Origin of the sequence: Streptococcus sp. Marseille-Q6488 (genome assembly GCF_946902925.1) — a bacterium.
In the GTDB taxonomy this organism is placed as follows: domain Bacteria; phylum Bacillota; class Bacilli; order Lactobacillales; family Streptococcaceae; genus Streptococcus.
In genome coordinates, this window is sequence record NZ_CAMPPZ010000015.1 from 1 (window position 1) to 26,308 (window position 26,308).

Here is a 26,308-nt window from a genome sequence, read left to right on the forward strand (position 1 = left end):
AGAAGTATTGACCTTTTGTTTTCACATTTTCTCCTAATGGAGATAAAGCAGGATTTTTAGCTGTACCATTATCTGACCATGGAGCCTTGTCAGATGCTTTGAGCAAGAGACGAGTCAACATACCATCACCAGCGAAGAATTCATAAGGAATTACTTGATTTACACCGGCAGTGAAAGGACCTTTTCCTTCAGCTTTTTCAAGATAAGCTGCTGGAACATCGATACTGTCTTTAACGTTGTTTTCAACTGCAGAGTTAACATCGCTTCTTGTTACAAGACCGTTCAAGGTAATATTGACTTTACGTTCCTTGACAACCTTATTCAAATTTGGTTTATCACCGGCTGCTTCATAGACAGTCAGGGTAGCTTCATAGGTATTTGTACCATTAGTACGAAGTGTATCTAACAAATCCTGATCTTGCTTACCTGTAGTGTTACCATTCAAAGATACTTGATAGTAATACTTGCCATCAGGTAAATTTTTCACTGGTGGAATTTTTTCATTTTTATCCTTACCATTATCTGACCATGGAGCCTTGTCAGATGCTTTGAGCAAGAGACGAGTCAACATACCATCGCCTGCGAAAAGTTCATATTTAAGCGGTTTGTTTACACCAGCCAAGAAAGGACCGGAAGCTTTGGCTTGTTCTAGGTAGCCCGCTGGGACATCGATACTGTCTTTAACATCCTCATCGACAGCTTTTTTAATATCTTCTGGAGTTGCTTGTGTCCCATCCACATCAGCTGTATCTACAGCGTCTTTTAAGACATCTGTTAGCTCTGGATTTTCTTGAGCTTCTTCACCTTTTTCAAAAAGTGTATCCAGACGAGAAGGGCTTGTTTCCTCGCTCACTTCAGTTCCTTCTGTAGGTGTAGAAAGTGAGTTTGTATTTCCAGTAACGGCCTCAGGTTTCGCTTGAGCAAGAACGGTGTCTCCCTGAGTTTCTGCTAAGTCACCCTCTTTCGTTACCGATTCCCCTTCAGGTAAGACTTGAGCAGGGGTTGGATTGAGCCCATCGGCACGTACAGAACTTGGTTGACCAACTAGGACAAAAAAGCCACTGGCCACAACAACTGAGGCAACACCGACACTAAGACGGCGAATAGACCAACGAGTATATCTTTGATTTGGATTGAATTTCATAGGATTCTCCTTAGAGTTTTTCTTTATTTGATGACTCTAGTATAATCTCCTAAAATTAAAAAGGACTAAGAAAAAGTTAAAATTTTTCTTAAATCCCTCTTATAAAATACTTATATCAATTAAATCCATAAACAGATTTGGTGATTTGATAGACAACATTGGAAAGTTTGCGAGCTGGCAAGACTGAATGTTTGGTCAAACGACTCAACATGGTCTTGCGGATAGCATGAAAAACCTCTGGATTTTCCCGCTGAATATAGGTCCACAGCTCCCGTTTTTTTGCCAGATGTTCCGCTGTTCCAGCTCGGTTGAGCAGGGCACTGGAAATCACCGTCGTAATCTCAATATGATTCAGCAAATATTCTCGCATTTTGGGGTGGCTCACTTTGGATAAATCAAGCTGGTCTACCAAGAGTCGATTGACTTTCAGTTGCTGGTCAATGCGCTTAATCATCACTTGCTCATTGACAGACTGGTCCTCACGCCCAATCAAATAACGATAGAAATCGACAGGCAGATAGTACATGGTCTTGACCTGCTGAAGGGGGGTAAAGACAAAAAGATTATCGACATAAAAAGTATGTTCAGGCAGTTGGAACTGGCTCGCTCGCAACAAATCTGTCCGATAAATCAGCGAATGCATCATGATATACTGGCCTTTTGAGAAATTTCCGACCTGATCCCAGCCAAAAATCTGCTGGACAGGCAAGACTGACTCATAACTCATACTCTTCTTGCGAGACTGACCTTCTTTTTCATAGACAAAATTGGTCACAAAGGCGTCAACCTCTTGACCCTTGCTCTCAAGTTCCTGCAAGGTTTCAAGAATTTTCAAGTAGGCACGAGGATCCACCCAGTCATCACTGTCAACTACTTTAAAATAGCGCCCAGAAGCCTCCGCCAAGCCGCGATTGACCGCACCGCCATGGCCTTTGTTTTCCTGATAGATGGCTCTAACGATGCTAGGATACTTGCTGGCTAAACGCTCAGCTATTTCCTGAGTCTGGTCCTGAGATCCGTCATTGATAATCAAAATCTCAACTTGCTCACCACCAATCACTAGCGACTCCACACAGTAATGAAGATAGGCTGCGGCATTATAGCTAGGGATGGCGATAGACAATAACTTCATAATCTGCTCCTTTAGGGGACTGATTTTTTCTTATACTCTTCGAAAATTAAATTCAAACCGCGTCAACGTCGCCTTGCCGTAGGTATATGATACTGACTTCGTCAGTTCTATCTGCAACCTCAAAACGGTGTTTTGAGCTGACTTCGTCAGTTCTATCCACAACCTCAAAACGGTGTTTTGAGCTGACTTCGTCAGTTCTATCTACAACCTCAAAACAGTGTTTTGAGCAGCCTGCGGCTAGTTTCCTAGTTTGATCTTTGATTTTCATTGAGTATTACTCTCTCTTGTCACTTCTTTCTATTTTACCATAAAGTCCAGCCTTTGAAGAACTTTTACTAGAATACAAGGCTTTTGTCTCTCTTTGCCATCTTGGGCATCAAAAAAGAGGGAAGCTCCCTCTTTTACGAATTTAATGCTGCTAGGGTATCCAAATACTGGTTGTTGATGACTGCCAAAATATAGGTGTCTGCCTTCAAAAGGTCATCTGGTCCAAATTCAACATCCAATGGGGAATTTTCCTGCTCTCGGAAACCCAAAATATTCAGATTGTATTTGCCACGGAGATCTAATTCACTCAAACTTTGACCTGCCCAAGACTGAGGAATTTTCATCTCCACGATAGAGACATTTTTATCCAACTGAAAGACATCAACACTATTATGGAAAAGAATGGTCTGTGCTAGGGACTGCCCCATTTCATACTCTGGCGAAATCACCGAGTCAGCTCCAATCTTTTCTAGCACTTTCTTAGCTGTATGGCTTTTAACCTTAGCAATAACAGTCGGTACCCCCAAACTCTTACAGTGCATAACCGCAAGCACACTCGACTCCAGATTTTCACCTGTCGCGACTACAACGGTATCGCAGGTATCAATCCCTGCTGATCTCAATAATTCTTCATCTGTGATGTCACCAATCACTCCACGCGCCAAAACTGGCTCAAACTGATTGATGCGCTCTGCGTGGTCATCAATAGCGATAATATTCATATCCTGCTTGGCTAGGGCAGCTAGGACACTACTTCCAAAAATTCCCAAGCCTAAAATTCCAATCGTACGATCTGACATGCTCTTTCCTTTCTTAACCAATACTAATATCTGCTTTCATATAGTGAATCATATCTTTCTTTTCTGGATGGTAATCTGCTAGGCTGACCAGCAGAGTCAAGGGACCAATTCGTCCGATAAACATGAGAACCATAATCACACTTAGAGCTAATTTCCCTAAATCTGGAGTTAAATTTGCCGTCACTCCGACTGTTCCAAGAGCAGAAATGGTTTCAAATATGAGGTGGATAAAGGGAGGATTTCCCTTGGCTGTCATCCCTATTAAAATCAAGCCCAGCAAGAAGGTCATCAAAAAGATAATAAAGACACTAAAGGATTTTTGAACGGTTCGTGGCGCAATCGTCCGTCGAGCGACATTGGCATGAGGCAAGCCTAGAAGCTCACTTCGTGCAAAAACCAAGAGGACAAAAAATGTGGTAATCTTGAGTCCCCCAGCTGTTCCTCCTGGAGCCCCACCTAGAAACATCTGCAAGATATAAATCAATAAGGTAACAGGACGAGCCATGCTGTAATCAATTGTCCCAAAACCAGCCGTTCTCATGCTGACAGTTTGGAAAAAGCTGACCAAGACCTTATCTGCAACAGGGAGATTGCCAATCGTCCCTGCATTGTTCCATTCAAGAACGAGACTGCTCACCGTCCCAAAAGCTAGTAGTCCCACCGTTAGTAATAAAACCAGTTTGGTGTGAAAATGCAGGCGCCCTTTTTTCTTTTTCCCTATATGCGTAGCAAGGTCAAACCAGACCATAAATCCAAGACCACCTGTGATAATCAAGCCTGCGATGACCAGATTGACCAAGGGATCGGTCTGAAAAGCAATCAAGCTCGTACTTCCAAAATTATCAAAACCTGCATTACAGAAGGCAGATATAGCTAGAAAAATAGCACTAAAGAGACCGCGCCCCCAGCCAAGTTGAGGAACAAAACGAAAACTGAGGAATAGAGCTCCCAAACCCTCAACCAAAAAAGTCGTGAGAAAAATAGAATAGACAAACTTTCTCAAAGATCGAGTCTCTCCATAACTAAAACTATCCTGAATAGTTGCACGGCTACGAAGACTAAGCTTTTGCTTGCTCTGGATATAGAAAACCCCAATAAAGGTCATGAGCCCCAGACCACCAATCTGAATCAAGAACATACAAATGAGCTGACCCCAAATATTGTAGGTCGAAGCGACAGGCTGGGTAAAAAGACCTGTCACACAGACCATGGATACAGTTGTAAAGAGATGGTCAAAATAAGTCGCTCGAGAGCTAGGCACTTGTACAAAAGGCAAGCTCAAAAGAAGAGAGCCTAGTAAAATGACCAAGGCGAAACTCAAAAAAATACGACGGGCTGGCGATAAACGAGATAAGCCTAGCTCTATTTTTTCCTTAGATAATCTGAATAACATGTTTCCATTGTACCATAAAAAGCTCGAAATGACTTAGATAGGATAAGGCAAAATCCACTAACACCAAGCCTAAAAAATGCCACCTTTTTGTTGATAGCCTAGGCAAGAACAATATTTGATAGATGTGACTATAGGTCAAAAAAGCAAGACAGGAGCTGTTAACGCCAGCTACTCTATATGCGTTTCAGGAGAAAATGAAACACACCATTTTGAATCTGAAATAGTAGGCTACAGTTTCTCAAACATTACTAGAAATTGATGTAACTTACCTAATCAATTTGTTGAGATTTTATTTCATATTACCACAATAAAAACGCATAGTATCAAAGTTTTCATCACCTGATATGATGCGCTTTCTCTGATTTTAAAAATTTTTCCCAATCTCAACATACGTTCAAAAAGAGGAAGATGACCTCGTTTAACACTATTTTCGCAAAGTATGAGCTAGACATTTTATGATAAAGCAGACCTTTTGTCAGCACAACTAAAGGAGGTGAACACTTGCTAAACTCAGTTCTAGCGCCTTATCAAAAGCTTGCGAGCCCCAGTCACGACTATCGTACTGGTCCAAGTCAGCTAGGGAATCTGCTGTGAACAACAATTCTCCCCAGAGAACCCCACGCAGTTGGGCTACTGCCGCAAGCGCAGCACACTCCATCTCCACAACAGCACAGCCTTCCTCCTTGCGATAAGCTACCTTTTCAGCTGTTTCTCGGTAAAAGCCATCTGTAGACCAGGTCGTGACTTCTTCATAGGGAATCTCTCTGTCTTCCAAAACTTGCTCAATAGCAGCAATAGCCTCTAGCTGAATTTCCATATAACGAGAAGCTGCCACATAGTGATAACTGGTTCCTTCATCTCGCAGAGCGCGAACAGGGACTAGAAAGGCATTTTCCTCTATATCGGCTAGCACACCACAGGTACCTGTGGAAATAATCTGCTCCACACCATATCCAATCAACCAATCCATAAACTGGGCTGCTGGAGCTGAACCAACAGGAGCCTGAGCCAGACAAATCTCCTCGCCTTTGTAGTTCACGACATAGACTGGATAGGTCTTGGTGGCAGAAATGAATTCACCGACACAGTCCGCTCCTACTTCCCTCGCATAACGGTCAATCTCCTCACCTAAGAAAGCATAGACACACTTCTTTGGCAACTTTAAGTCTAACCCCTCATGCGTTGGCATAAGGACCGCTTGGGGATTGTCATCAAACTCTAAAATGGGAATTGCATGTTTCTGAATCATAGCCTGCCTCCTCTAATTTTGTACTATTGTATCAAAAACTGACCGAGTGTCAAGGAGGAAGCTGATGAACTGGGGAGAGAAACAATACAATAACAATATTTTTGACAGAGACTCTTTTTAATGGTACAATGGACTTGCTTAAAAGTTCGATGAAATAAGCACATAAGAAACACCACCGGTTGCCGCCAGTGGTGTTTTTTTGCGCTTGCTCAAGGCGCTCAGGCTATTTCTTTTTCTTGTCGCATTTGCTTGCTACAAATCGGATAAGCCACTCCGATAAGACATTCGCTAGTGTACCAGCAAGAATAGGTAGCAAGACAAGTTCGATGAAAACGCACATAAGATCACCTCCTGCCTGCGCAGTCTAGTGTTTGCGACCTTACTATTGTATCATCTTTGACTGAAAATAAATAGAAAAAATCATTGACATCATCTAGTCATCCACAAAAACTCTCTCCTACACTAGTACTTCTTGCATCAAAAACATCCCAGTTACAAGATGATTTAAAATTGATCAATGAAGCAGACTTGCTAAGATATAGAGTAGGTAAATGTGGGTTGGGTAAAAAATATAGAAGAAGTTTTTATCTCCACTCCGTTTTTCTCTCAAGGAAAAGAAAGAAATTAGCGGATTTCCCTACAATAAAATTCGTATCACCATTGACCAAAATCTAACCTATCGTGATGAGAACGTCAGTTTATTCTCAGGAAAGGACGGTTTCCCTCTACTAAACGAGGACATTGTCATCATGGAAATTAAAGCACCTGGTAGAAAACCCCAATGGCTACAAGATATTCTCGACCAATATGGACTGGTAGAGCAGAAATTTTCAAAATACAGCTGCGCCTACCACAAGTCTCAGGGGCTGGACTATAGCCCACGACCAAGCACAGAAAGTGTAGGTACTACTTATGTCTAATCTTTTTAATTCTATTTTCAACGACACAACTGCTACTGCCAATCCTATCCAGCTCTTTCTGGCTCTCTTGGTCAGCCTGATTTTAGGTTTGGCGCTGACCTGGGCTTACAAACACCGTACTCTCTATACACGGGAATTTGCGGTTAGTTTGACCCTACTCCCCTGCTTGATGACCTTGGTCATCTTTCTGGTAAATGGCAGCTTAGGAACCTCTATCGCTGTTGCAGGAACCTTTAGCCTCATTCGTTTCCGTTCAGCCACCAGTGGCTCACGGGAACTAATTGCAATCTTCCTTGCCATGATTATCGGGCTGGCAGCAGGGACAGGCTACCTAGCCTTAGCTGTTCTCTTCACCGTCTTTATCTTAGCAGTATGGCTTCTTTTAGAAAAGCAACAAAGCAAGAGCAATCACCAACGCCGCAGACTATTAACCATCACAATCGCCAACCAAGAAAAGCAACTCCAAACTATCCAATCTGGACTGGCACAATTCTGTACTGAGTTAGACCTCATCTCGATTGATATTAGCAATGATGGAGAACAAGTCACCACTGTCTATGAAGTTGATTTCAAGGCTCAAACTAACGATTTCCAAATCATCAATTACCTCACTAAAAAACAGGATACTTACCAGGTTTCCCTGACCAAGAATGCCAAGAAGAGAAAGAATTTGTAATTTTCAAATCAAATAGCAAACTAAGAGTCTCTTGAGTACCACCATTCTTTACCAATCAAAAAAAACTCCGTAGTCTCTAGCGCCATAAATCCAGCTAGAGATTACAGAGTTATTTTTTAATCTAAACTTCCTACAAGAGTATATTATCTACTGAAAGGATATGGTATTTGTAGGGAATACTTTAAAGAGTTCTTACAGGAAGTCAGTATTAACTAGTTATATTAGGCTTATACTCTTCGAAAATCTCTTCAAACCACGTCAGCTTCACCTTGCCGTATAGATGTGACTGACTTCGTCAGTTCTATCTGCAACCTCAAAACGGTGTTTTGAGCAGCCTGCGGCTGGCTTCCTAGTTTGCTCTTTGATTTTCATTGAATATTAGTTTACCCATTCACCATTAGCATTGACTCTATAGCCATCTACAGTTGTGTTGACTGCAAGGGCACCTGAGCCATTGACATAGTACCATTCGTCTGATACTTTGAACCATTGGCTTGCTTTCATAGCACCTGATGCTTCAAGATAGTACCAAGTACCTCCATCTTTAAGCCAACCTGTTGCCATTGAACCATTAGCGTTTAGGTAGTACCATGAGCCGTTGACTTTAGCCCAACCTGTTGCCATAGCGCCGTTAGCGTTTAGGTAGTACCATGAACCATTGTATTGGAGCCATCCTGTCGCCATAGCGCCATTGCTGTTGAGGTAGTACCATGAGCCATTGTTTTGTAGCCAACCTGTTACCATAGCACCATTAGCGTTTAGGTAGTACCATGAACCGTTGTCTTGTAGCCATCCTGTCGCCGTTGAACCATCAGTATTGTAGAAGTACCACATACCGTTTTCTTGTTTCCAACCTGTTTTTGGAGCGGCTGGTTTAGCTGGTTCTACTACAGAATATGAGCTGTATGATGGAACATATGAAGGGTATGAAGGGACATATGTCGGATTAGATGGTCTTGCAGGAACAGAAGGTTGTGCTGGAGTGTCTCCAGCTGGTTTTGGAGCTGGGGCTGGAGTTTCTGGAGCTGGTTGAGATGGCTCTTCAGCTGGTTTTTCTGCTGGTTTTTCCGCCGGTTTTTCTGCTGGTTTCTCTGCCGGTTTTTCTGCCGGTTTTTCCGCTGGTTTTTCCGCTGGTTTCTCCGCCGGTTTTTCTGCTGGTTTTTCTGCCGGTTTTTCCGCTGGTTTTTCTGCTGGTTTCTCTGCCGGTTTTTCCGCTGGTTTTTCTTTAGCTTTATCTTCTTCTGCAGCTTTCTTATTTAATTCATCGATAAATTTTTCAGCTTGTTTTGCAGTTAAGCCTTTTTTGAAGCCTTCTACAATTTGTTTTCTTGTTTCATCTGATGCTGCTTTTAATGCTGCAATTGTATCAGCTTTTGCTTTTGCTTCTTCTGGACTATTAGTTTCAGCTTTTTCTAATTCTGCGATTGCTGCTTTCAATGCTGCATCATAGTTTGCTAAAAATTCTTCCTGAGCTGCTTTCTCTTCTTCTGCTGACTTTTTATTTGCATCATCGATTGCTTTTTCAGCGTCTTCTGCAGTTAAGCCTTGTTTGAAACCTTCTACGATTTTAGCTTTTGTTTTATCTGCTTCTGCTTTTAATTTTGCAATCGTATCTTGAATTTGTTCTTCTATTTCAGGATTATTTTTTGCATCTTCTTCTAATTTTGAAACCGTATCCTTTAATGCCTTGTCAAAATTAGCTAAAAATTCTTGTTGAGCAGCTTCTTCTTCCTTAGCTTCTTTTTCTTCTGCAACTTCCTCTTCTTTAGCTTTTGATTCTATTTCTTCTTCAGCATCTTCTGCAGTTAGACCTTCTTTGAAGCGTTTTTCATAGTCAGCCTTCTGAGCTTCAGTTCGTTTTTTAAATTCATCAATAAACCCTTGAATTTGGTTTTCTAATTCTGGATCTCCTTTTGCATTCTCTAAATATTCTTTTAATTCTTTAACTGTAGCTTCTGCAGCTTTATCAAAATTAGATAAGAATTCTTTTTGAGCTGCTGCTTCTTCCTTAGCTTCTTTTTCCTCTGCAGCTTCCTCTTCTTTAGCTTTTTCCTCTATTTCTTTTTCAGCGTCTTCTGCAGTTAAACTACCTGCTTTGAAGCCTTCTTCATACTTAGCCTTCTGAGCTTCAGCTCGTTTTTTAAATTCATCGATAAACCCTTGAATTTGTTTTGCTAATTCTGAATCTCCTTTTCCTTTTGCATTGTCTAAATATTCTTGTAATTCTTTAACTGTAGCTTCTTTAGCTTTATCGTAATTGGCTAAAAATTCTTTTTGGGCAGCTGCTTCTTCCTTAGCTTCTTTTTCTTCTGCAACTTCCTCTTCTTTAGCTTTTTCTTCTATTTCTTTTTCAGCGGCTTCTGCAGTTAGACCTTCTTTGAAGCGTTTTTCATAATCAGCCTTCTTATCTGCAGCTCGTTTTTTTAATTCATCAATAAACCCTTGAATTTGTTTTTCTAATTCTGGATCATTTTTTGCATTGTTTAAATCTTCTTCTAATTCTTTAACTGTAGTTTCTAAAGCTTTATCAAAATTAGATAAGAATTCTTTTTGAGCAGCTGCTTCGGCTTCTTTCTCAGCCTTTTCAGTCACCTCAAGTTGTCGCTTAGCAGTTTCGAGGGTGGCTTTTTCGGTGTTTAATTTTGCCAACAGAGAGTCGACATCAGGAATAGACTCATACATTTTTTGTGTATATTCTGTTTGCTTAGCTGTCTGTTTTTCTACTTCTTCCTTCACCTTTTTCGTTGCTTCATCTAATTTTTTAATATATTCAGGACTATTTGGATGTTTATTTTTTTCTTCTTGTGCTTTTCTTTCGCCTACATAAGCTCTTTGCACCGCTTCATTAGCTTTTTGCAGTTCTTCATCTAATATTTTAACAGCACTTGCCTTTTCTTCGGCTTTTTTCTGAGCTTCATCGTAATTTTTCTGAGCTTCGGCCACCTTTTTTTCTGCCTCAGCAACCTTGCTCTTTGCCTGTTCTACGGTAGATGAAGCAGATGCTGTAGATGCCACCTCCGCTTTCACAGTTACTGGCGGAGACGCAACAAAACCAGCCCCTAAGATAGCGACACTGGCTAGACTTGTTAAAATCATTTTTTTCTTATTCATCTAAATTTACCTCTTTTCTGATAATCATTTTCAGACTATACTATATTAAGTATACCCCCCCCGTAAATACTTGTCAAGTGTTTTATATTACATTTGTGTTACATTTTTGTTCGGGATTTTATTTGTTTTGTCAAAGTTTTTATGAAAATCGTTTTGAAAACTTTTGTATTTCTTTACATTCTCTCCCTTAGAGTTTCTCTTTTATACTCACTTGACTTCAAAACAAGGTGTGTATTTGCTTTTCGATTGCAGATAAAACTCACATTACCATATATCAAAAGGTTGATTTCTGAATTAGGAATAGTCTTGCATATTTGCGATGGATGATGACTCGTTCTTATTTTCAGTAAGTAGCAACTGACTCGAGACACTCCAAAAAAGAGGTCAATGTTCGCCATCAACCTCTTTCTTATCGTTCATTCTTGTTGCTAGTGAGACGGATAACTTACCTCTCAGTCAGCATGTTCATCCTAGCTTACCCATTCACCATTACCATTTACACGGTAACCATCTGGTGTTGTTGTGCTCACTGCCAAAGCTCCAGAACCGTAGGCATAGTACCAGTGTTGACCTACTTTAAACCAACCCGTCTTCATGATCCCTTCTTCATCAAGGTAATACCAGGTACCATTTTCCTTGTACCAACCTGTTTTCATAGCTCCTGAGCCATCAAAGTAGAACCATCTGCTACCATCTGTTCCCCAGCCTGTAAACATAGCGCCTGAGTTACTTAGATAATACACCGATCCATCAACTTCTACAAATCCAGTCTGCATGACACCTAGGTCATTCAAGTAGTACCATTGACCACCTGTTTTCAACCAGCCTGTCTTCACATCACCAGACTCATAAAAATACCACTTGCCATTAGACTGCACCCAGCCAGACTGATCAGACGTAGATTTTCTGAAATCTTTCAGCGGTGTTTCTACAACTATAGCTTTACTTTTAATTGTTGAAAGGTTTGAGGCAGTCACTTCTGTGTACTGAACAGCAGAACCATATCCACCAGCCAATTCCTCTGAAGAAGTCGTAGTTCCTAGAGCCAAAGCAACCGTTGCTGCTTTCTGAGGACTAGCTGCATTTTTAAAAGCAGCAAGACCCACATGGGTAAATTTAGGGTTAATCAAGTTCTCATAATAAGATGAAAATTCTTTTGATGTTTTATCTTTCTTTTTCGCCACATATTGCGCCTTTTCAGCATGCCAGTTTTCAATTGCTTTTAGAAATCCATCAGGATTCAAATCTAAAGCTTCTCCACTTAGGCTATTACCAGATGGAAAGGCAGTCCAGTTGTTTTTACTGGAAAGACGTTCAGCCTTCAGCGCAACAGATACCTCAGCAGCGCGTACAAAAGCCGTTTTCTCATGGTCAACTGACCATTTGACAGGAACATACTTATCTACCAAACCTTCGTCGGCTGCTTCTTTACGAATTTTATTGATAGCATCTAAAATAGATTGTTGATGAGGAGGCAAAAATTCTCCCTTGATTCCAACCAAAACATTGCCACTAGAAGGTTTTAGCACCTCTGAGGTCAATACATTACCATCAGCAGATTGTGTTGCAACCAGTCTGTCGTTGGCAAAAACATCATTTGTCAAAACTGCTCCTGCCAAGGTCAAGGCCAAGGCGCTAGCAAATACAATTTTCTTCATTTCTTTCTTACTCCTTATTGTAGTTTGAATATTATCTTAACAGATACCTTTCAACGTTTAATTATATCATATTTTCCTACTATTTGTCTTTGCTTACCTATTCCTAAATCCCAAAAGTAGGCGCAATGATTCTTTTATTTCACAACAAGTTCATAACGTGTCTTACTTGTGAAGGTTTGACCAGCTTTAAGGATGACTTGGTCTTTGAGGTTACTGTGAATGGCATCTGGTAAAGCTTGCGCTTCAAGGGCAATCCCATTGTGCTGTACCATTGGCTGACCTCCTATGATGACACTCTCATCCACAAAATTTGCTGTGTAGACTACAAAGCAAGGAGCCTCTGTCTTGAAGAGCAGGAAGCGACCTGAGTTTTGCTCATAAAGAAAACCAGCATTGTCATGGCCTGCAGGAAGGGCAAATGGATGATCCAAACCAGATACCAGTTGGATTTGCTCATCTTCTTCTGCAAAGATGTCTTTCAACAAGGCACCATTGTAGATGTGTTTGACCACATCACGAGTAGCATCTGGAGTTTTTGCAGGAACACCGTCGGGAGCAATTGGGTAAATGCCCTCTGTGTTTAGTTGGAAGACATGGCGGTCAATGGTCTGCGTGAAATCACCAGACAAGTTGAAGTAGCTGTGGTTGGTCGGATTGACCAGCGTATCCTGATCGGTCGTTACCTTGTAGCTGATTTCGTAGGCACCAGTTTCTTCCAAGTGGTAACTGATCCAAATCTTGAGATTTCCAGGAAATCCTCCTGTCCCATCTGTACGCTCTGTGTAGAGGGTCAAGCCATGGTCGCTCACTTCGACTAGTTCAAACAAGCTCGAATCCCAACCAGTTGAACCACTGTGGTTACAGTTGCTAGCATTGTTGACTTCAAGGTCATAAGTCTTGCCATTGAGCTCAAATGTCGCACCTGCAATACGGCCCGCCACAGGACCTACGCTAGCTCCATGCTTGGGACTATTACCTACATAGCTATCAAAGTCATCAAATCCCAAGATAACATTGGCAAAATTTCCAGCCTTGTCAGGTGTGACATAACGCAAGATGGTCGCACCATAAGTCATAACCTCAAGTTGGTAGCCACTGTCAGTTTCAAATCGATAGGCCAATACATCCTTGCCCTCATGATTTCCAAATACACGCTCTGTGTATGCTTTCATTCTCTTCTCCTTTTACTATTTCTCCCAAGCAAACAAACCATAGAAAGCCTACTGACAATCTATGGTTTACTTGTATGATTTACAAACTCCTTTATCAAGAATTCATAAATACTGTCTTACTTTTGATATTCGTGGATGATAACACCTTGTACCACACGGTTTACGGTACCTGTAGGAGACGGTGTATCAGGTTTATTTTCTACCTTGAGTGAAGTCAATAGGGCAAAGAGTTGGGCATAAACGATGTAAGGGAAGACACGGTAAATATCATTCAAGACACCGCCACAACCAAGGGCCACTTCTTTGACATTTTCAAGGCCAAAGGTTTGATCACTCAAAAGCACAACACGACGAGCAATCTGGTCACTAGCAACTTCACGAACCAAGTCCAAGTCGTACTTACGAGTATAGTCTGTCGTTGTACCAAAGACTAAAACAACTGTATCTTCGTTGATAAGAGATTTTGGACCGTGACGGAAGCCGACTGGGCTTTCATACATGGTCGCCACTTGGCCAGCTGTCAATTCCAAAATCTTGAGCTGAGCTTCATGAGCAAGTCCAAAGAAAGGACCAGCACCTAGATAGATGACACGGTTAAAGTCTAGGTCAACAAGTTCTTTGACATCTTCTGCATTGTCTAGAATTTTACGGGCAAGACTAGATACAACTTCAAAACGTTCAGACTTAACAGCAAATTCTGTAGGATCAAAGACCAAGAGAGCTGTTAACATCATAGACGTAAAGCTAGAAGTCATAGCAAATCCAGCGTCATTAGAGGCAGCTGGTTGCAACAGCAAGAGATTGCGGTCATCTCCATGAGCTTGAAGAGCCAACTTACCGTCCGCTGCACAAGTAATCGTCACTTGATAAAGCTCATCTACCAAGGCCTTGGCCAAATCAACAGTCGCCACACTTTCAGGCGAGTTCCCACTACGAGCAAAGGATACAAGTACAGTTGCCACATCTTTTTTCAAATAAGTTTCTGGATTGGCAACGATATCTGTTGTCGCAATAGCATTGAAATTCCATTTGCGTTCGTCATAGACTTCCTTAAAGTATGGTACCAAGGTATCTCCCACATAAGCAGAAGTCCCAGCACCTGTCAAGATAACCTTGATATAGTCATGTTTATCAGCAATCCCTTGTAGGAAGGCTGCAATTTCTTCACGTTTTGCTTGATAAGATTCAAAAGTTTCTTTCCATACATCAGGCTGTTGGTAGATTTCACGTGTAGTGATTTCTGCACCCAATTCGACCAAGTCTTCTTTTGTATAATGTAGCATTGAGTTCCTCTTTTTCTATCAAATATGGGAATGGGAGTAAGCCCCATTCCCATGTATATTCTATATAAAATGCTCTAAGTCACATCTTATTCATCTTCATCATCATCGAAGCCCGCTAATAAATCATTGACTTTCACAATGCTTTCTGCAGCACGGTTCTTATAGTCCGCATCTGCGCCTGTAAGGCTCGCATTGATAAATTCAATCACCATTGGAAGATTCATCCCTGCGTAAAGTTCGATGTCACGACCTTCCATAATCAAACGGCTGACCACGTTACATGGTGTTCCACCGAGAAGATCCGCAAAGACTAGGAAATCATCCAAACCTTCAATAGCAGCTTCAAATTTTGCAGTAAATTCTTCTGGCCCATCTTCTGGAAGAAGAGCCACTGCATGAATGTTATCTTGTGGGCCCATAATCATTTCTGTACTGCCTTTAAGCTCCTCACAGAAGCGACCATGGCTGACCAAAATTAATGATTTTACCATAAAACTTATTTAGGTCCCATTCCAAATGCAAAGTGACCAAGGGCAGAAAGACCTACTGCAAGAGCGATAATGATACCGATAGCTTTAGTAGAAGTCATACCTTTCTTACCAAGCAACCAGAAGATAAAGGCAGTAAAGATTGCTGGAAGCAAACGTGGGAAGATTTGGTTCAAGATGTCTTGGAAATCAATCATCTTTTCACCGATTGGCAACTTGTAAGAAATTTCAAAGTTGATCATTGTTGCTACAAGAGCACCCATCATGAAGACACCAAGTACAGATGCAGCGTCAATCAAAGCTGTCAAGGTACTTTGCATGTTATTGATAAGGTTAACCCCTTCTTTGTAAGCAAATTCCAACTGTTTCCAACGGAAGATGTCATAAGCAACTGCAACTGCAATCCAAAGGAAGATACCCCAAGGTTGGCCAGCGATAGCCATAGTTGCTGCGACTGACCCCATGATAGCAGGTACAAGTGAACCAAAGATTGTATCCCCAAGAGGAGCGAATGGTCCCATCAAACCTGTCTTGATACCGTTAACGGCGTCTTTTGAACCCACACCATCTTTTTCTTCCATGGCAAGGTCAAAACCAGCGATAATGGTATGGAAGAATGGTGAAGTATTGAAGAATTGAGTATGAACTTTCATCATTTCTTTCAATTCAGGAGTTCCATCCCCATACATTTTACGCAACTGAGGCAAGATCATGTACAGGTAACCAGAAGCTTGCATACGTTCGTAGTTCCAACCCAATTGGAAAGTAAACAAGCTACGTTTGTTGATTTGATTAAAATCTTCTTTTGTAAGTTTGTAATTAGAATTCGTCATCTTCGATTTCCCCACTTTCTGATGGTGTAGAAGGTGCTGCTACAGCTACTTTTTGGCTATTTTTGAAGTGAAGCACTGCAAGGAAAATACCTACGATAGAAATACCAATCATAGACAAACCTTTGAAGTTGTTCACGAAACCAATCTTTTCAGCAACTTCAGCAGGAAGAGTACCTACGATACCAGCAACAGCGCCACCAAGACCTGTTACATATGAGTAAAGAACAGTCAACATAGCTGTCAAACCAAATCCCATAGCAAGGTAGTGAAGGTTACGTTTAACTGGAAGGTAACGAAGCAAGATTGCAAATCCAAGACCTGGAAGCATACGTCCTGCGAGTGTCAAACCATCTGCAATCCATTGGTATTCTGTCACTAAGTCTACTACATGTTGTACAAAGGCACCACCAAAAGCAAGCGCAAAGAAGACTGGAAGGGCACGAGATAGAGCCCAAGGAATCGCACCAAGTAGGTAGTTGCGTTCAATACCTTTATAGTCAAAGCGTTCGATTGCAGCATCCACACGGTGAGCGAAGAAGGTAGTAGTCATACGTCCAAGAACGTCGAAGTAAGTCAAGAGAGCTGCTACTGGTACAGCGATTGTAGTAATTGCAAGCGGTGCATCAATTCCCTGTGAAACAGAGAAGGCTGTCGCAAGAACCGCACCAGAAGTTGCGTCGATACGAGAAGCACCACCGAAGGTACCAACCCCAAGAACGAACAGTTGCAAGTTACCACCGATAAGCAAACCAGTAGTCACATCTCCCATGATTAAACCAGTAATGAAACCAGCAAATACAGGGGAACCTGCAGATGAAACAATCGTCAACTCATCACAGATTTGATAAGCTGAGTACAAAGTGAGAAGTAAAATTTGCCACCATTGTATCATAACAATGACCTCCTAAAAATTTTTTCCTATTTTAATAAGCTCAAAAAGTCTGAAATTGGATCATTTGGAACCATTTGAGCAGTAAGTTTAACACCTTTTTCTGCTAGTTTGCGGAAGTCTTCCACATCCTTGTCCACTACGTTGATAGAACGTGTGATGGCGCGAGTTTCTGGTGTTTGAGACATATTCCCAACATTGAGGGTTTCAAGTGGTACACCTGCTTCGACCAAGCCAAGGAAGCGGTCTGGTTTACGAGCCACGATAAAGAGACGTTGGCTATCGTACTTACCAGCAAGAATATTGGCTGCCGCTTTTTCAATTGGCAAAATACTCAATTTCACACCTGGTGGTGTCGCAAGTTTCAAACCACTCTTTTCAACGTCGTTGTTGACAACTTCGTCGTCTACAACCATAATGCGTGAAACATTTAGTTTTCCAGCCCAAAGATTGGCTACTTGTCCGTGGATCAAACGTCCATCGATACGGCATCCTACAATTGTCATAAGTTTTCCCCCTTTATGTGTTTTAGTGTAGGTTTACGAGTTAAATGAATCTCTTCTTTATATTGGCCCTCTGTTTCAAAGATGATGATGCGGTTGGCACCTTCCTTGAGATAGCTATGAGGGATATAAAGCGAGAGAGTTGGGCCAACGTTCCAAAAACGTCCTAGATTCTGCCCATTGACAAAGGCAACTCCCTTACCAAACTCAGACAAGTCTAGGTAAGCATCTTTTGGCTCTTGGACTGTAAAGTCATAAGCGTAAAAGGCTGGTTGTCCTTGAGTCCATCCTTTTGAAAAATCAATTTTATCAGGATTATCTAGTGGAAGTGGATAGTGTTTCCAGTTTAGTAAGAAGTGCAAATCCTTACAAACCCCTGTCCGAATTCCCTTACGTTGCGTATCTGCTAAGAACTTATGTCCATAGTTGACACGCCCCATATTTTCTATCAATATGTCAATCCTAGATAACGCTTTCTTTTCGCCTTGATAAAAAATATCTTCCCCAATCTCTGTCTGATATTGGGTTTTAACCCACTGACCATCGACATAAAGCTGAGCCCTATCTCGACCATCAATGATACGAAGTCTTTCTTCTTCTGCATCCCAGTTTGTTTCTGTTCGATAGAGTAGATAGCCATAGCTTTGTCCCAACTCCTCCATCTTTTTAGGATAGAGGCTTTCTACAGGACTAGATAAGCTATCCAAGGTTTCAAACAAGGAAACTTTTTCAACTAGTGGAATAGCATCCAACTCCATACTCTCTTTGTAGAGGGGTTCCAACTGCGGATACTCTGGAAAATGTGTTGCCATCATCTTCTTGACCGCCAGATATTTGGCAGTTGGATTTCCTTCTTCATCCAGAAGGGCATCGTAATCATAAGATGTAACTTGTGGCAAATCCAAGGTTCCTCGAGCCGAGCAACCATTCATGAAGCCAAAGTTTGTACCACCGTGGAACATGTAAAGATTGATGGAGCCTTGTTCCAAAACCTCTCGAACTGCATCTGCCAATTCCTTAGGATCCCGTGTGATAATCGGTTCTTTCCAACGATTGAACCAGCCATCCCAGAACTCCATACACATGAGCGGCCATTTCTTGCCATGTTCATCAAAGAATTCCTGCATCTGTGAAAAGTTGTACGGAGCTTTAGAACCAAAGTTGCCTGTTACAAAGAGGTCATCTTCGATTAAGGTTCCAGCTTTCAGAGTAGCTCTCCATGGACCATCTGATGTAAAGAGAGGACAGGTTACGCCACGCTCTTCCATCAACTGTCGAATTGCTCTCAGATAAGCCTTATCTTCTCCATAAGAACCATACTCATTTTCAACCTGCATCATGAGGATATTGCCACCATTGTCCAACAAATGTGGAACCAATCGTGACAAGAGCTGGTCATAGTAGCGACCGACAGCTTCAATATAGGCTGAGTCTGAGGAACGAAGCCTCATATCTTTGGTTAAAAGCCAAGCTGGTAAGCCACCGAATTCCCACTCCGCACAGATGAAGGGAGAGGGACGAACGATAGCGTAAAGACCCAAATCTTGTGCCGTTTGGAGAAATCGCTCCAAATCCAGAGCTCCTTCAAAGTGAAACTCACCCTCACGAGACTCGTGTAAATTCCAAGCCACATAAGTCTCTACTGTATTAAAACCAAGAGCCTTCAAGTTATAGAGCGAATGATACCAATCTTCTGGAGGAACCCTAAAATAATGAATGGCGCCAGATAAAATCTTAAATGATTTTCCATCGAGATAAAAATCATCTCGTATCTCAAATCGTGTCATAAAACTACCTTCTGACCGTGAAAGTTTGCGCTTTCATTTGTTGTTATAGTAATTATAAACCAATCTGTTTGAATTGTCAATAGAAATTGTCGGAATATTTACTGCGATTTTACTATTATACACACGTTCAATTAGTTTCAAACATTTTTAGACCCATTTCAAACGCTCTTTCAATTCGGAATAGAGAACCTAAAATAATTTTGCATAAAATACATTTATAAAATATGAGCAATGCTTATGTAGCTTAATTTTTCAAACTATTATTCTAATTTTTTATTCAAAAGACTACTATTTTTTTCGCTTTTATGGTAAAATTTTCTATGGAGAAGGAAAATAGAGGTAAAAATATGGCAATTCCCAAATATCAATACATAAAAGACGAATTAAAAAATAAAATCATCTCTGGGCAATTTAGCAGCGGAGATAAATTTTACACTGAAGCAGAGCTCATTTCAATGTACGATGTCAGTTCTATCACAGTTGTCCGCGCCTTAAACGACCTTGCTAAAGATGGCTATATTGTCCGCCAACAAGGAAAGGGGACATTCGTTTCACGCGCACGCAAACACAAGCTTGTAGAGTTTTCAGATATTGAACTCTTTAATGCTAAAGATGATAAGGTAACTGTTCTTTCAATTGAACGCGGAAACAAACTCGCTTACTTGGAAAAATTGGGTCTACGCGGCGATCAATTCTACTACAAGATTGAACGTGTCCGCGAATCAAACGGTGTCGTTTATATCTACCATACATCCTACATCCCAGAACAATATATCAACGCAAATTATCCAAACCTTGAATACTATAGTTCTATCTATAACCGTTTCAAGTTAGACTACCACATTCACATGAATGATGAACACTTTGAAGAAATCAACGAAATAGTCTTTCCAACTCCAGAACATGCGGCTTCAGTCCTCGGAGTCGATGAACAATTCCCTACTGTCCTACAAACTAAAATCACCAAACTCGAATCAACTGGTCAAGTTTTAGGATACAGTGAAACTTACAAACGATCTGATTATTACAAGATTAAATTCATCTCATGTGACCGTGATCACTAAGAAGAAAGCCTGAGCCTAATCGCTTGGGCTTTTTCTATGCTTATTATATAACATAGTAGATTGAAATAGAATATGGACAAATCGATTAGGAAATTCAAATCAATTTCTAGTAATATTTTAGAAGTCACAGTATACTATTCTATATTCAACATATTATAAAATATTGGTTATTTTTTTCTAAAGCACTTTAATAAAAAAGAAAAATCGAAGTTCTGCTACTCCTATAAATGGAGTAATAGAAATTCGATTTTTTCTAATTATCCTAATCCAAGACGTTCAAAAATATCATCCACTCGTTTAGTGTAGTAAAGAGGGTTGAAGATCTCGTCGATTTCTTCTTGTGTGAGGCGTGATGTCACCTCTGGATCTGCTTCTAGCAGTGGTTTGAAGTCTACTTGGTTGTCCCAAGAGTAGGCTGTTTTTGGTTGTACCAAGTCATAGGCTTGCTCACGGGTCATCCCTTTTTCAATCAAGGTCAACATAGCACGTTGGCTGAAAATCAAACCAAATGTCGAGTTCATATTGCGGATCATATTTTCTGGGAAGACCGTCAAGTTCTTGACAATATTTCCAAAGCGGTTGAGCATGTAGTCAATCAAGATAGTTGTATCTGGTGTGATGATGCGTTCAGCTGATGAGTGGGAAATGTCTCGTTCGTGCCAGAGAGCAACGTTTTCATAGGCTGTAATCATATGACCACGGATAACACGCGCAAGACCTGTCATATTTTCAGAACCGATAGGGTTGCGTTTGTGAGGCATAGCAGATGAACCTTTTTGACCTTTGGCAAAGAATTCTTCTACTTCGCGTTGTTCAGATTTTTGCAAACCACGAATCTCAGTCGCCATACGTTCGATAGAAGTTGCGATGCTGGCAAGAACCGCAAAGTACTCAGCGTGAAGGTCACGAGGAAGCACCTGTGTAGAGATTTCTTGGGCACGAATACCCAATTTGTCGCAGACATATTGCTCTACAAATGGTGGGATATTAGCAAAGTTCCCAACCGCACCAGAAATCTTACCAGCTTCCACACCAGCAGCCGCATGCTCGAAACGCTCGATATTGCGCTTCATTTCGCTATACCAAGTCGCCAATTTAAGACCAAAGGTTGTAGGCTCAGCGTGCACACCGTGGGTACGACCCATCATGATGGTGAACTTGTGTTCCTTAGCCTTGTCAGCGATGATGTTGGTAAAGTTTTCAAGGTCACGACGGATGATATCGTTGGCCTGCTTGTAGAGGTAACCGTAGGCCGTATCCACCACGTCGGTAGAAGTCAAACCATAGTGAACCCACTTGCGCTCTTCACCAAGAGTCTCAGAAACCGCACGTGTGAAGGCAACCACATCGTGGCGAGTCTCTTGCTCAATCTCCAAAATACGGTCGATGTCAAAGTCCGCCTTTTCACGAATCAAAGCTACATCTTCCTTAGGGATTTCCCCCAACTCAGCCCATGCCTCATCAGCGAGGATTTCTACCTCAAGCCAAGCACGGTATTTATTTTCTTCACTCCAAATGTTCGCCATCTCCGGGCGAGAGTAACGGTTGATCATGTTGTTTCTCCTTAAAAATCTTTTTTATCTATGAGGCTCAGGAAACTTTGCATTATTAGATGCTAAATTAGGGTTTGTAGAAAATAAAATTAGGAAGTAATAATCCTTTGATTACTCTAATCAGCTATCATGCAAACTTCAACCATTGCAATAAGTCAAATGGTATGATTCTCTTATTCTAAAATCTCACACTTCCATTGTTCAAGTCTATTTTCCGCATTTGATACACCCTCTAAATGTTTTAAAACATGTAAATCATCTAAAAGATAAAGTAAAACTAGTAAATCTCTAGCTGTTTTTTTTCGTTCTTCATCAGAAATGGTATCAAAGAAATCAATACTCAAAGTTTTAACCGGATCCTTAAAATGACTTTCACCGTTTAAAACCAGTCTATACATAAGATTCTCAAAATAAGTTCTGTATTCTTTATCAATTTTTTCAACAATTAAAGGATCTGTTGTTAGCTCGGCAATTCCCTTCTTATAATTAAAACTACCATAGGCTTCTAAAATTTTTCTCATTGCATTCCCAACAAAACTTTCCGAAGTAGGTGTACTATTTCCCAATGCATAACCGAAGACTATTTCAAGTAGTTCTGTATAATCGTGAGTACTAGTTTTGAATTCTTGTAATTTACCAGAAACCAATTCTAACTTCTTGTATTTAGATTTTTGTCCACCTTCCTCTTCTTTACAGGATTCCATTATCTCTTTCAAAAAGATATCAAAGTCATATATTGTTTGTTTATCATGGGTCATTAGTAAAACTCTAGTATTACTATTCCCCTTAAAAAATCTAGTTAAACAGTATTTTAAATACGAGGTTATTCCAACTTTATTTTCCATATCAAAACTAGAAATTGGATCGTCAATAACAATAAAATATTCATGACTATAAGCATCTGCTAACTCTCTCTGTTGAATTATCTCAGTAAAGAAATAACATAATGCCAGCGCATTTCGTTCCCCTACGGAAACCCTACTGGGGACCACAGACTTACCTCTTGATAACAGATAGTATTTTCCGTTTTGATTCTGTATAGCTAACCGATTTTTTGAAAAAAATATGTAATTTAAACTTTTATTAATTTCATCAACTGCAATATCTATATTAAGTTTCTTGTCTTCTAAATCAGAAATCTGCTTCTCATAATCCTTTACTCGTTTACTACTGCTATTATAATTATTTTCACAAATTGCTTTTTTATTTGTTTTCTCTTGAAACTTTTTGTATGCATCTTGAATTTCATAAAAAGCTAATTCATTATTTATTTGAAGGAGATCTACTTTTAACTTTTGAATATCCGAGATTTCTGAATTATGTTTGATAATTGCTTGGTTAATTTTTTCAATATCATGCTCTGCTTGACTTAATTCTTGAGAAAAGCTTATATTAGGTAACTCAACTATATTATATGGATTATCAATCTTCTTATCGATTATTGAGTTAATTTCGTTAAATTTAGCATTCAAAGCATTAATACTATTTTGATAAGACTGAATTAATATTGGATCTATCTGTTCATAACCAGAAAAATCTTGATTAATCTCATCAATTTTTTTACCTCTCAATGCGGATTGGTGTTCTTCGACTGCTCTTGATAGTAGTTTAGTTATGCCATTCGTGAGTTCAACTTTAACATCTTCTGATACTGATTGAGTACAAAAAGGACATTTTTTTTGATGTTCATCTTCAAAGAAATCTTTAACTTCTCTCAAATGACGTTCACCTTTTGTGGAATCAGATAATAATGTCAGTAAATACTTATCCCTAGAATTCAACTCAGGTTCTTCGATTTTTTCAGACAATAAAGTTGATAATTCATTGCTATCAAAATTAATATCAGGTAAAGATAGTTCATTATTTATAGTAACTGCGGAATCTCTTATTGAAAAATATCTAGCTTTTTTATTGTTGAATTCAACCTCTAACTCATTTTTATCTAAGATTGGTTGTAAATCAACAAAATTTTGAAAGGTATTATTATGAACGGGAGATGCAGCTCGATTTCCTTTTATCTCCCTATCTCTTTCGGCCCAGTTGCCTACTCCTTTCAAAGAATCTGTCATTTCCTTTTTCCAAAAGTCTGGAGATTTTTCATTTTTTTCATCTAAATATTCTTCATATTCAGCATAATAATCTTGAGATTCAATTTGTGATTCTGATAACTGCGTTCTTAATCTATCCAGTTCCTCATCGATATCAACCTGTTCACCTAAAATTACAATTGTATCTAACCCTTCTTGAGCAATTTTGACTTTCTGATCAACATAGTGTTCATTGAAAACAAATATCGATTTTCGTTCAGTATCACTAAGTACAATATTATTATTATTTTTATCAATAAATGATACTCTATCTGTTCCAAACTCACCATTTTTTAATTGATTTATTCCTCGAGCAATGGTACTTTTCCCTGAACCATTCCTTCCAAACAATAAACTTGCCCTATCGTTTTGTACTGGATTTGTTCCCTCAAAATTTCCTTCAAAGAGTTCTAATTTTGTTTCATCTTCAAAAATACCTGATTTTATATTAATTCCTTTAATTTTTTCAAACATTTTTTCTTTAGACCCCTCTCCCCTAAAACTCTCCCACACTATCTGGTTCATCACTAAATAAAGTCACATGTCCCATCTTGCGGTTGTGCTTCGCTTCTATTTTACCATACATGTGGAGGTGGGCGCTTGGATTTTCTGTGACATATTTTTCAGCAGCTTCGACATGCTGGCCGAGGACATTGAGCATGACGGCTGGAGCATGCAGTTTGATAGCTGGCAATGGTGCCCCCAGAACACCCAGAATATGGGCATCAAACTGGGAGAAGTCGCAAGCTTCAATAGAGTAGTGCCCAGAGTTGTGTGGTCGTGGGGCAATCTCGTTGACAATGATATCATCAGCTGTCGCAAACATTTCCACGCAAAGGGTTCCAGACAAGTTGAGTTGCTCAGCGATTCTCACTGCCATAGCTTTGGCTTTCTCGGCTAAACTTTCAGAAATGCGAGCAGGCACAATAGTTTTTGAAAGGATATTGTTTCGGTGGATATTTTCCTGAACTGGGAAAACCGTCACGTCCTTGCCATTTCCTGATACAATGACAGAAATTTCAAGGTCAAAATTGACAAATTCTTCCAAAACACAGTCTGCTGAATCGGCTAGTGCATTGGCTTCTTCCAAGTCTTCTGCCGAGCGAATGACCTTTTGTCCATGGCCATCATAACCACCTGTTGCCGTCTTGAGGACATAGTTTTTCGACAGGTCGATATCTGCCAAGTCTTGGCTAGAAGTCACAACCTTGTAAGGTGCTACAGTGACTTGAGCCTTGTTTGAGAGGAAGTCTTTCTCAAAGATCCGGTTTTGGGAGATGCGAAGCAGGTCGGTCCCTTGAGGGAGTTGCCCATCCTTGATAACAGCATCAAGACCGTCAGCATCTACATTCTCAAATTCATAAGTCAGGACATCGCAACGCTCAGCTAGCTGACGAAGGGCATCCACATCGTTATAAGGCGCCACAATGATTTCCGCCACACGAGAGGCTGGGCAATCCGCAGCAGGATCCAGCGCAATGACCTTGTGCCCCATATAGATAGTTGAGATCGCCATCATCTGACCCAGCTGACCGCCACCGATAATTCCGATTGTTTTAGATGAGCTCATTGGTAGACTCCTCTGCGATTTTTCCTTGTTCTTCTGCAAAATCTGCCAAAGCTGTCGCGATAGCTTGATCCTCTACTGAAAGAAGACGGAGGGCGAAGAGAGCCGCATTTGTCGCACCAGCTTCACCGATAGCCATTGTCGCAACAGGTACGCCACCCGGCATCTGAACGATAGAATAGAGTGAATCCACTCCACTAAGAGCACGAGATTTGACTGGCACACCAATGACTGGAAGGGTTGTTTTAGCAGCGACCATACCTGGCAAATGGGCTGCACCTCCAGCACCTGCGATGATAACCTTGATGCCACGACTACGAGCTTCTTCGGCATGTTGGAACATGAGGTCTGGTGTACGGTGGGCAGAGACAACTTTCTTTTCGTAGGCTACACCGAAGCGGTCTAAGACTTCTGCTGTTTTTTGCATGGTTGCCCAATCGGATTTTGAGCCCATGATAATGGAAATTACGGGTTTCATTTCTTCTCCTTTTTCCTGTTTTTCAACAATCACCTTAGGTTGTGAGGGACGGCAGCAGCCATCAAAGGTGTCTCATGCCTAAATTGGAAGCCCAAGGTCTTCTAATTTCCCTGAACGGCGGCGATTGTTCTATATTAGCTCGCTAACGCTCGCAAACCATACGGTCATTAACGTATTTTGTGAATTTTTATTTTTCTTTTTGATAATCGTCTAATGTAGTGCGGACGTAAGCGACCGCCTAGGGCGTTCCATTA

The 26,308-nt window shown here is 40.6% G+C and carries 20 protein-coding genes and 4 pseudogenes; 3 read left to right on the forward strand and 21 right to left on the reverse strand.

Going from position 1 to position 26,308, the window contains the following annotated elements; all coding sequences use genetic code 11:
• The 7 genes and pseudogenes from OVN23_RS07535 to OVN23_RS10415 all read right to left on the reverse strand — a co-directional run.
• On the reverse strand, positions 1-1,144 hold a 1,144-nt coding region (locus tag OVN23_RS07535), incomplete at its 3' end, for a PavB family fibronectin-binding SSURE repeat adhesin (RefSeq protein WP_267240913.1).
• Between the two features lie 115 nt (positions 1,145-1,259).
• Positions 1,260-2,276: a glycosyltransferase family 2 protein gene (locus tag OVN23_RS07540; protein ID WP_173219967.1), complete on the reverse strand. Its 1,017-nt coding sequence runs from the start codon at positions 2,274-2,276 to the stop codon at positions 1,260-1,262.
• Between the two features lie 52 nt (positions 2,277-2,328).
• The gene (locus OVN23_RS07545; protein ID WP_267240914.1) at positions 2,329-2,544 is read right to left on the reverse strand and encodes a hypothetical protein; all 216 of its coding nucleotides are present in this window, start codon (positions 2,542-2,544) and stop codon (positions 2,329-2,331) included.
• Between the two features lie 133 nt (positions 2,545-2,677).
• On the reverse strand, positions 2,678-3,343 hold the full coding sequence (locus OVN23_RS07550; protein ID WP_050226157.1) for a potassium channel family protein: 666 nt from the start codon (positions 3,341-3,343) through the stop codon (positions 2,678-2,680).
• 13 nt (positions 3,344-3,356) lie between these two features.
• Entirely contained in the window at positions 3,357-4,736 is a 1,380-nt protein-coding gene (locus OVN23_RS07555) for a TrkH family potassium uptake protein (RefSeq protein WP_267240915.1), read from the reverse strand.
• 484 nt (positions 4,737-5,220) lie between these two features.
• The gene (locus OVN23_RS07560; protein ID WP_267240916.1) at positions 5,221-5,985 is read right to left on the reverse strand and encodes a nucleoside phosphorylase; all 765 of its coding nucleotides are present in this window, start codon (positions 5,983-5,985) and stop codon (positions 5,221-5,223) included.
• Positions 5,986-6,499: 514 nt separating this feature from the next.
• Positions 6,500-6,580 (reverse strand): annotated as a pseudogene (locus tag OVN23_RS10415) (conjugal transfer protein TraX); the annotation flags it as partial.
• A gap of 1 nt (position 6,581) precedes the next feature.
• Here OVN23_RS10415 and OVN23_RS07565 point away from each other — a divergent pair.
• Together OVN23_RS07565 and OVN23_RS07570 are read left to right on the forward strand one after the other, a co-directional pair.
• A pseudogene (locus tag OVN23_RS07565) lies at positions 6,582-6,905 on the forward strand (VTC domain-containing protein); the annotation flags it as partial.
• Positions 6,898-7,581: a DUF4956 domain-containing protein gene (locus tag OVN23_RS07570; protein WP_173219955.1), complete on the forward strand. Its 684-nt coding sequence runs from the start codon at positions 6,898-6,900 to the stop codon at positions 7,579-7,581. The pseudogene OVN23_RS07565 and the gene OVN23_RS07570, both read left to right, overlap by 8 nt.
• A gap of 378 nt (positions 7,582-7,959) precedes the next feature.
• On the opposite strand, the pseudogene OVN23_RS10420 reads toward OVN23_RS07570, so the two are convergent.
• The 9 genes and pseudogenes from OVN23_RS10420 to OVN23_RS07615 all read right to left on the reverse strand — a co-directional run.
• Positions 7,960-8,562, reverse strand: a pseudogene (locus OVN23_RS10420) (hypothetical protein); the annotation flags it as partial.
• Positions 8,563-11,162: 2,600 nt separating this feature from the next.
• Positions 11,163-12,350: a CAP domain-containing protein gene (locus OVN23_RS07580; RefSeq protein WP_267240918.1), complete on the reverse strand. Its 1,188-nt coding sequence runs from the start codon at positions 12,348-12,350 to the stop codon at positions 11,163-11,165.
• A gap of 134 nt (positions 12,351-12,484) precedes the next feature.
• On the reverse strand, positions 12,485-13,522 hold the full coding sequence (locus OVN23_RS07585; RefSeq protein WP_267240919.1) for an aldose epimerase family protein: 1,038 nt from the start codon (positions 13,520-13,522) through the stop codon (positions 12,485-12,487).
• Positions 13,523-13,638: 116 nt separating this feature from the next.
• Positions 13,639-14,805, reverse strand: coding sequence for an SIS domain-containing protein (locus OVN23_RS07590; protein WP_173253463.1), 1,167 nt, complete (start codon positions 14,803-14,805; stop codon positions 13,639-13,641).
• Between the two features lie 86 nt (positions 14,806-14,891).
• Positions 14,892-15,296: a PTS sugar transporter subunit IIA gene (locus OVN23_RS07595; protein ID WP_000240985.1), complete on the reverse strand. Its 405-nt coding sequence runs from the start codon at positions 15,294-15,296 to the stop codon at positions 14,892-14,894.
• 5 nt (positions 15,297-15,301) lie between these two features.
• Positions 15,302-16,126 (reverse strand): PTS system mannose/fructose/sorbose family transporter subunit IID, encoded by an 825-nt coding sequence (locus tag OVN23_RS07600; RefSeq protein WP_173249690.1) that lies wholly within the window; start codon positions 16,124-16,126, stop codon positions 15,302-15,304.
• On the reverse strand, positions 16,113-17,018 hold the full coding sequence (locus tag OVN23_RS07605; protein WP_050235418.1) for a PTS mannose/fructose/sorbose/N-acetylgalactosamine transporter subunit IIC: 906 nt from the start codon (positions 17,016-17,018) through the stop codon (positions 16,113-16,115). Before OVN23_RS07605 ends, OVN23_RS07600 begins: the two co-directional genes overlap by 14 nt.
• A 26-nt stretch (positions 17,019-17,044) precedes the next feature.
• The gene (locus OVN23_RS07610; protein ID WP_049496992.1) at positions 17,045-17,521 is read right to left on the reverse strand and encodes a PTS sugar transporter subunit IIB; all 477 of its coding nucleotides are present in this window, start codon (positions 17,519-17,521) and stop codon (positions 17,045-17,047) included.
• On the reverse strand, positions 17,518-19,305 hold the full coding sequence (locus OVN23_RS07615) for a glycoside hydrolase family 35 protein (RefSeq protein WP_267240920.1): 1,788 nt from the start codon (positions 19,303-19,305) through the stop codon (positions 17,518-17,520). The genes OVN23_RS07610 and OVN23_RS07615 overlap by 4 nt, the downstream gene beginning before the upstream one ends.
• 347 nt (positions 19,306-19,652) lie before the next feature.
• Between OVN23_RS07615 and OVN23_RS07620 the strand changes: the two genes are divergently transcribed.
• Entirely contained in the window at positions 19,653-20,369 is a 717-nt protein-coding gene (locus OVN23_RS07620) for a GntR family transcriptional regulator (protein ID WP_173277324.1), read from the forward strand.
• A 257-nt stretch (positions 20,370-20,626) separates the two neighbouring features.
• Here the strand turns inward: OVN23_RS07620 and purB are convergent, their stop codons facing one another.
• The 5 genes and pseudogenes from purB to OVN23_RS07645 all read right to left on the reverse strand — a co-directional run.
• The gene (purB, locus tag OVN23_RS07625) at positions 20,627-21,922 is read right to left on the reverse strand and encodes an adenylosuccinate lyase (RefSeq protein ID WP_012972422.1); all 1,296 of its coding nucleotides are present in this window, start codon (positions 21,920-21,922) and stop codon (positions 20,627-20,629) included.
• A 173-nt stretch (positions 21,923-22,095) separates the two neighbouring features.
• A complete protein-coding gene (locus tag OVN23_RS07630) occupies positions 22,096-24,534 on the reverse strand; it encodes an AAA family ATPase (RefSeq protein WP_240148136.1) in 2,439 nt (812 codons plus the stop codon).
• Positions 24,506-25,579, reverse strand: coding sequence for a 5-(carboxyamino)imidazole ribonucleotide synthase (purK, locus tag OVN23_RS07635; protein ID WP_173218997.1), 1,074 nt, complete (start codon positions 25,577-25,579; stop codon positions 24,506-24,508). The genes OVN23_RS07630 and purK overlap by 29 nt, the downstream gene beginning before the upstream one ends.
• Entirely contained in the window at positions 25,566-26,054 is a 489-nt protein-coding gene (gene purE, locus OVN23_RS07640) for a 5-(carboxyamino)imidazole ribonucleotide mutase (protein WP_038806534.1), read from the reverse strand. The genes purK and purE overlap by 14 nt, the downstream gene beginning before the upstream one ends.
• 29 nt (positions 26,055-26,083) lie before the next feature.
• Positions 26,084-26,155, reverse strand: a pseudogene (locus tag OVN23_RS07645) (phosphoribosylaminoimidazole carboxylase); the annotation flags it as partial.
• Positions 26,156-26,308 lie beyond the last annotated feature (153 nt).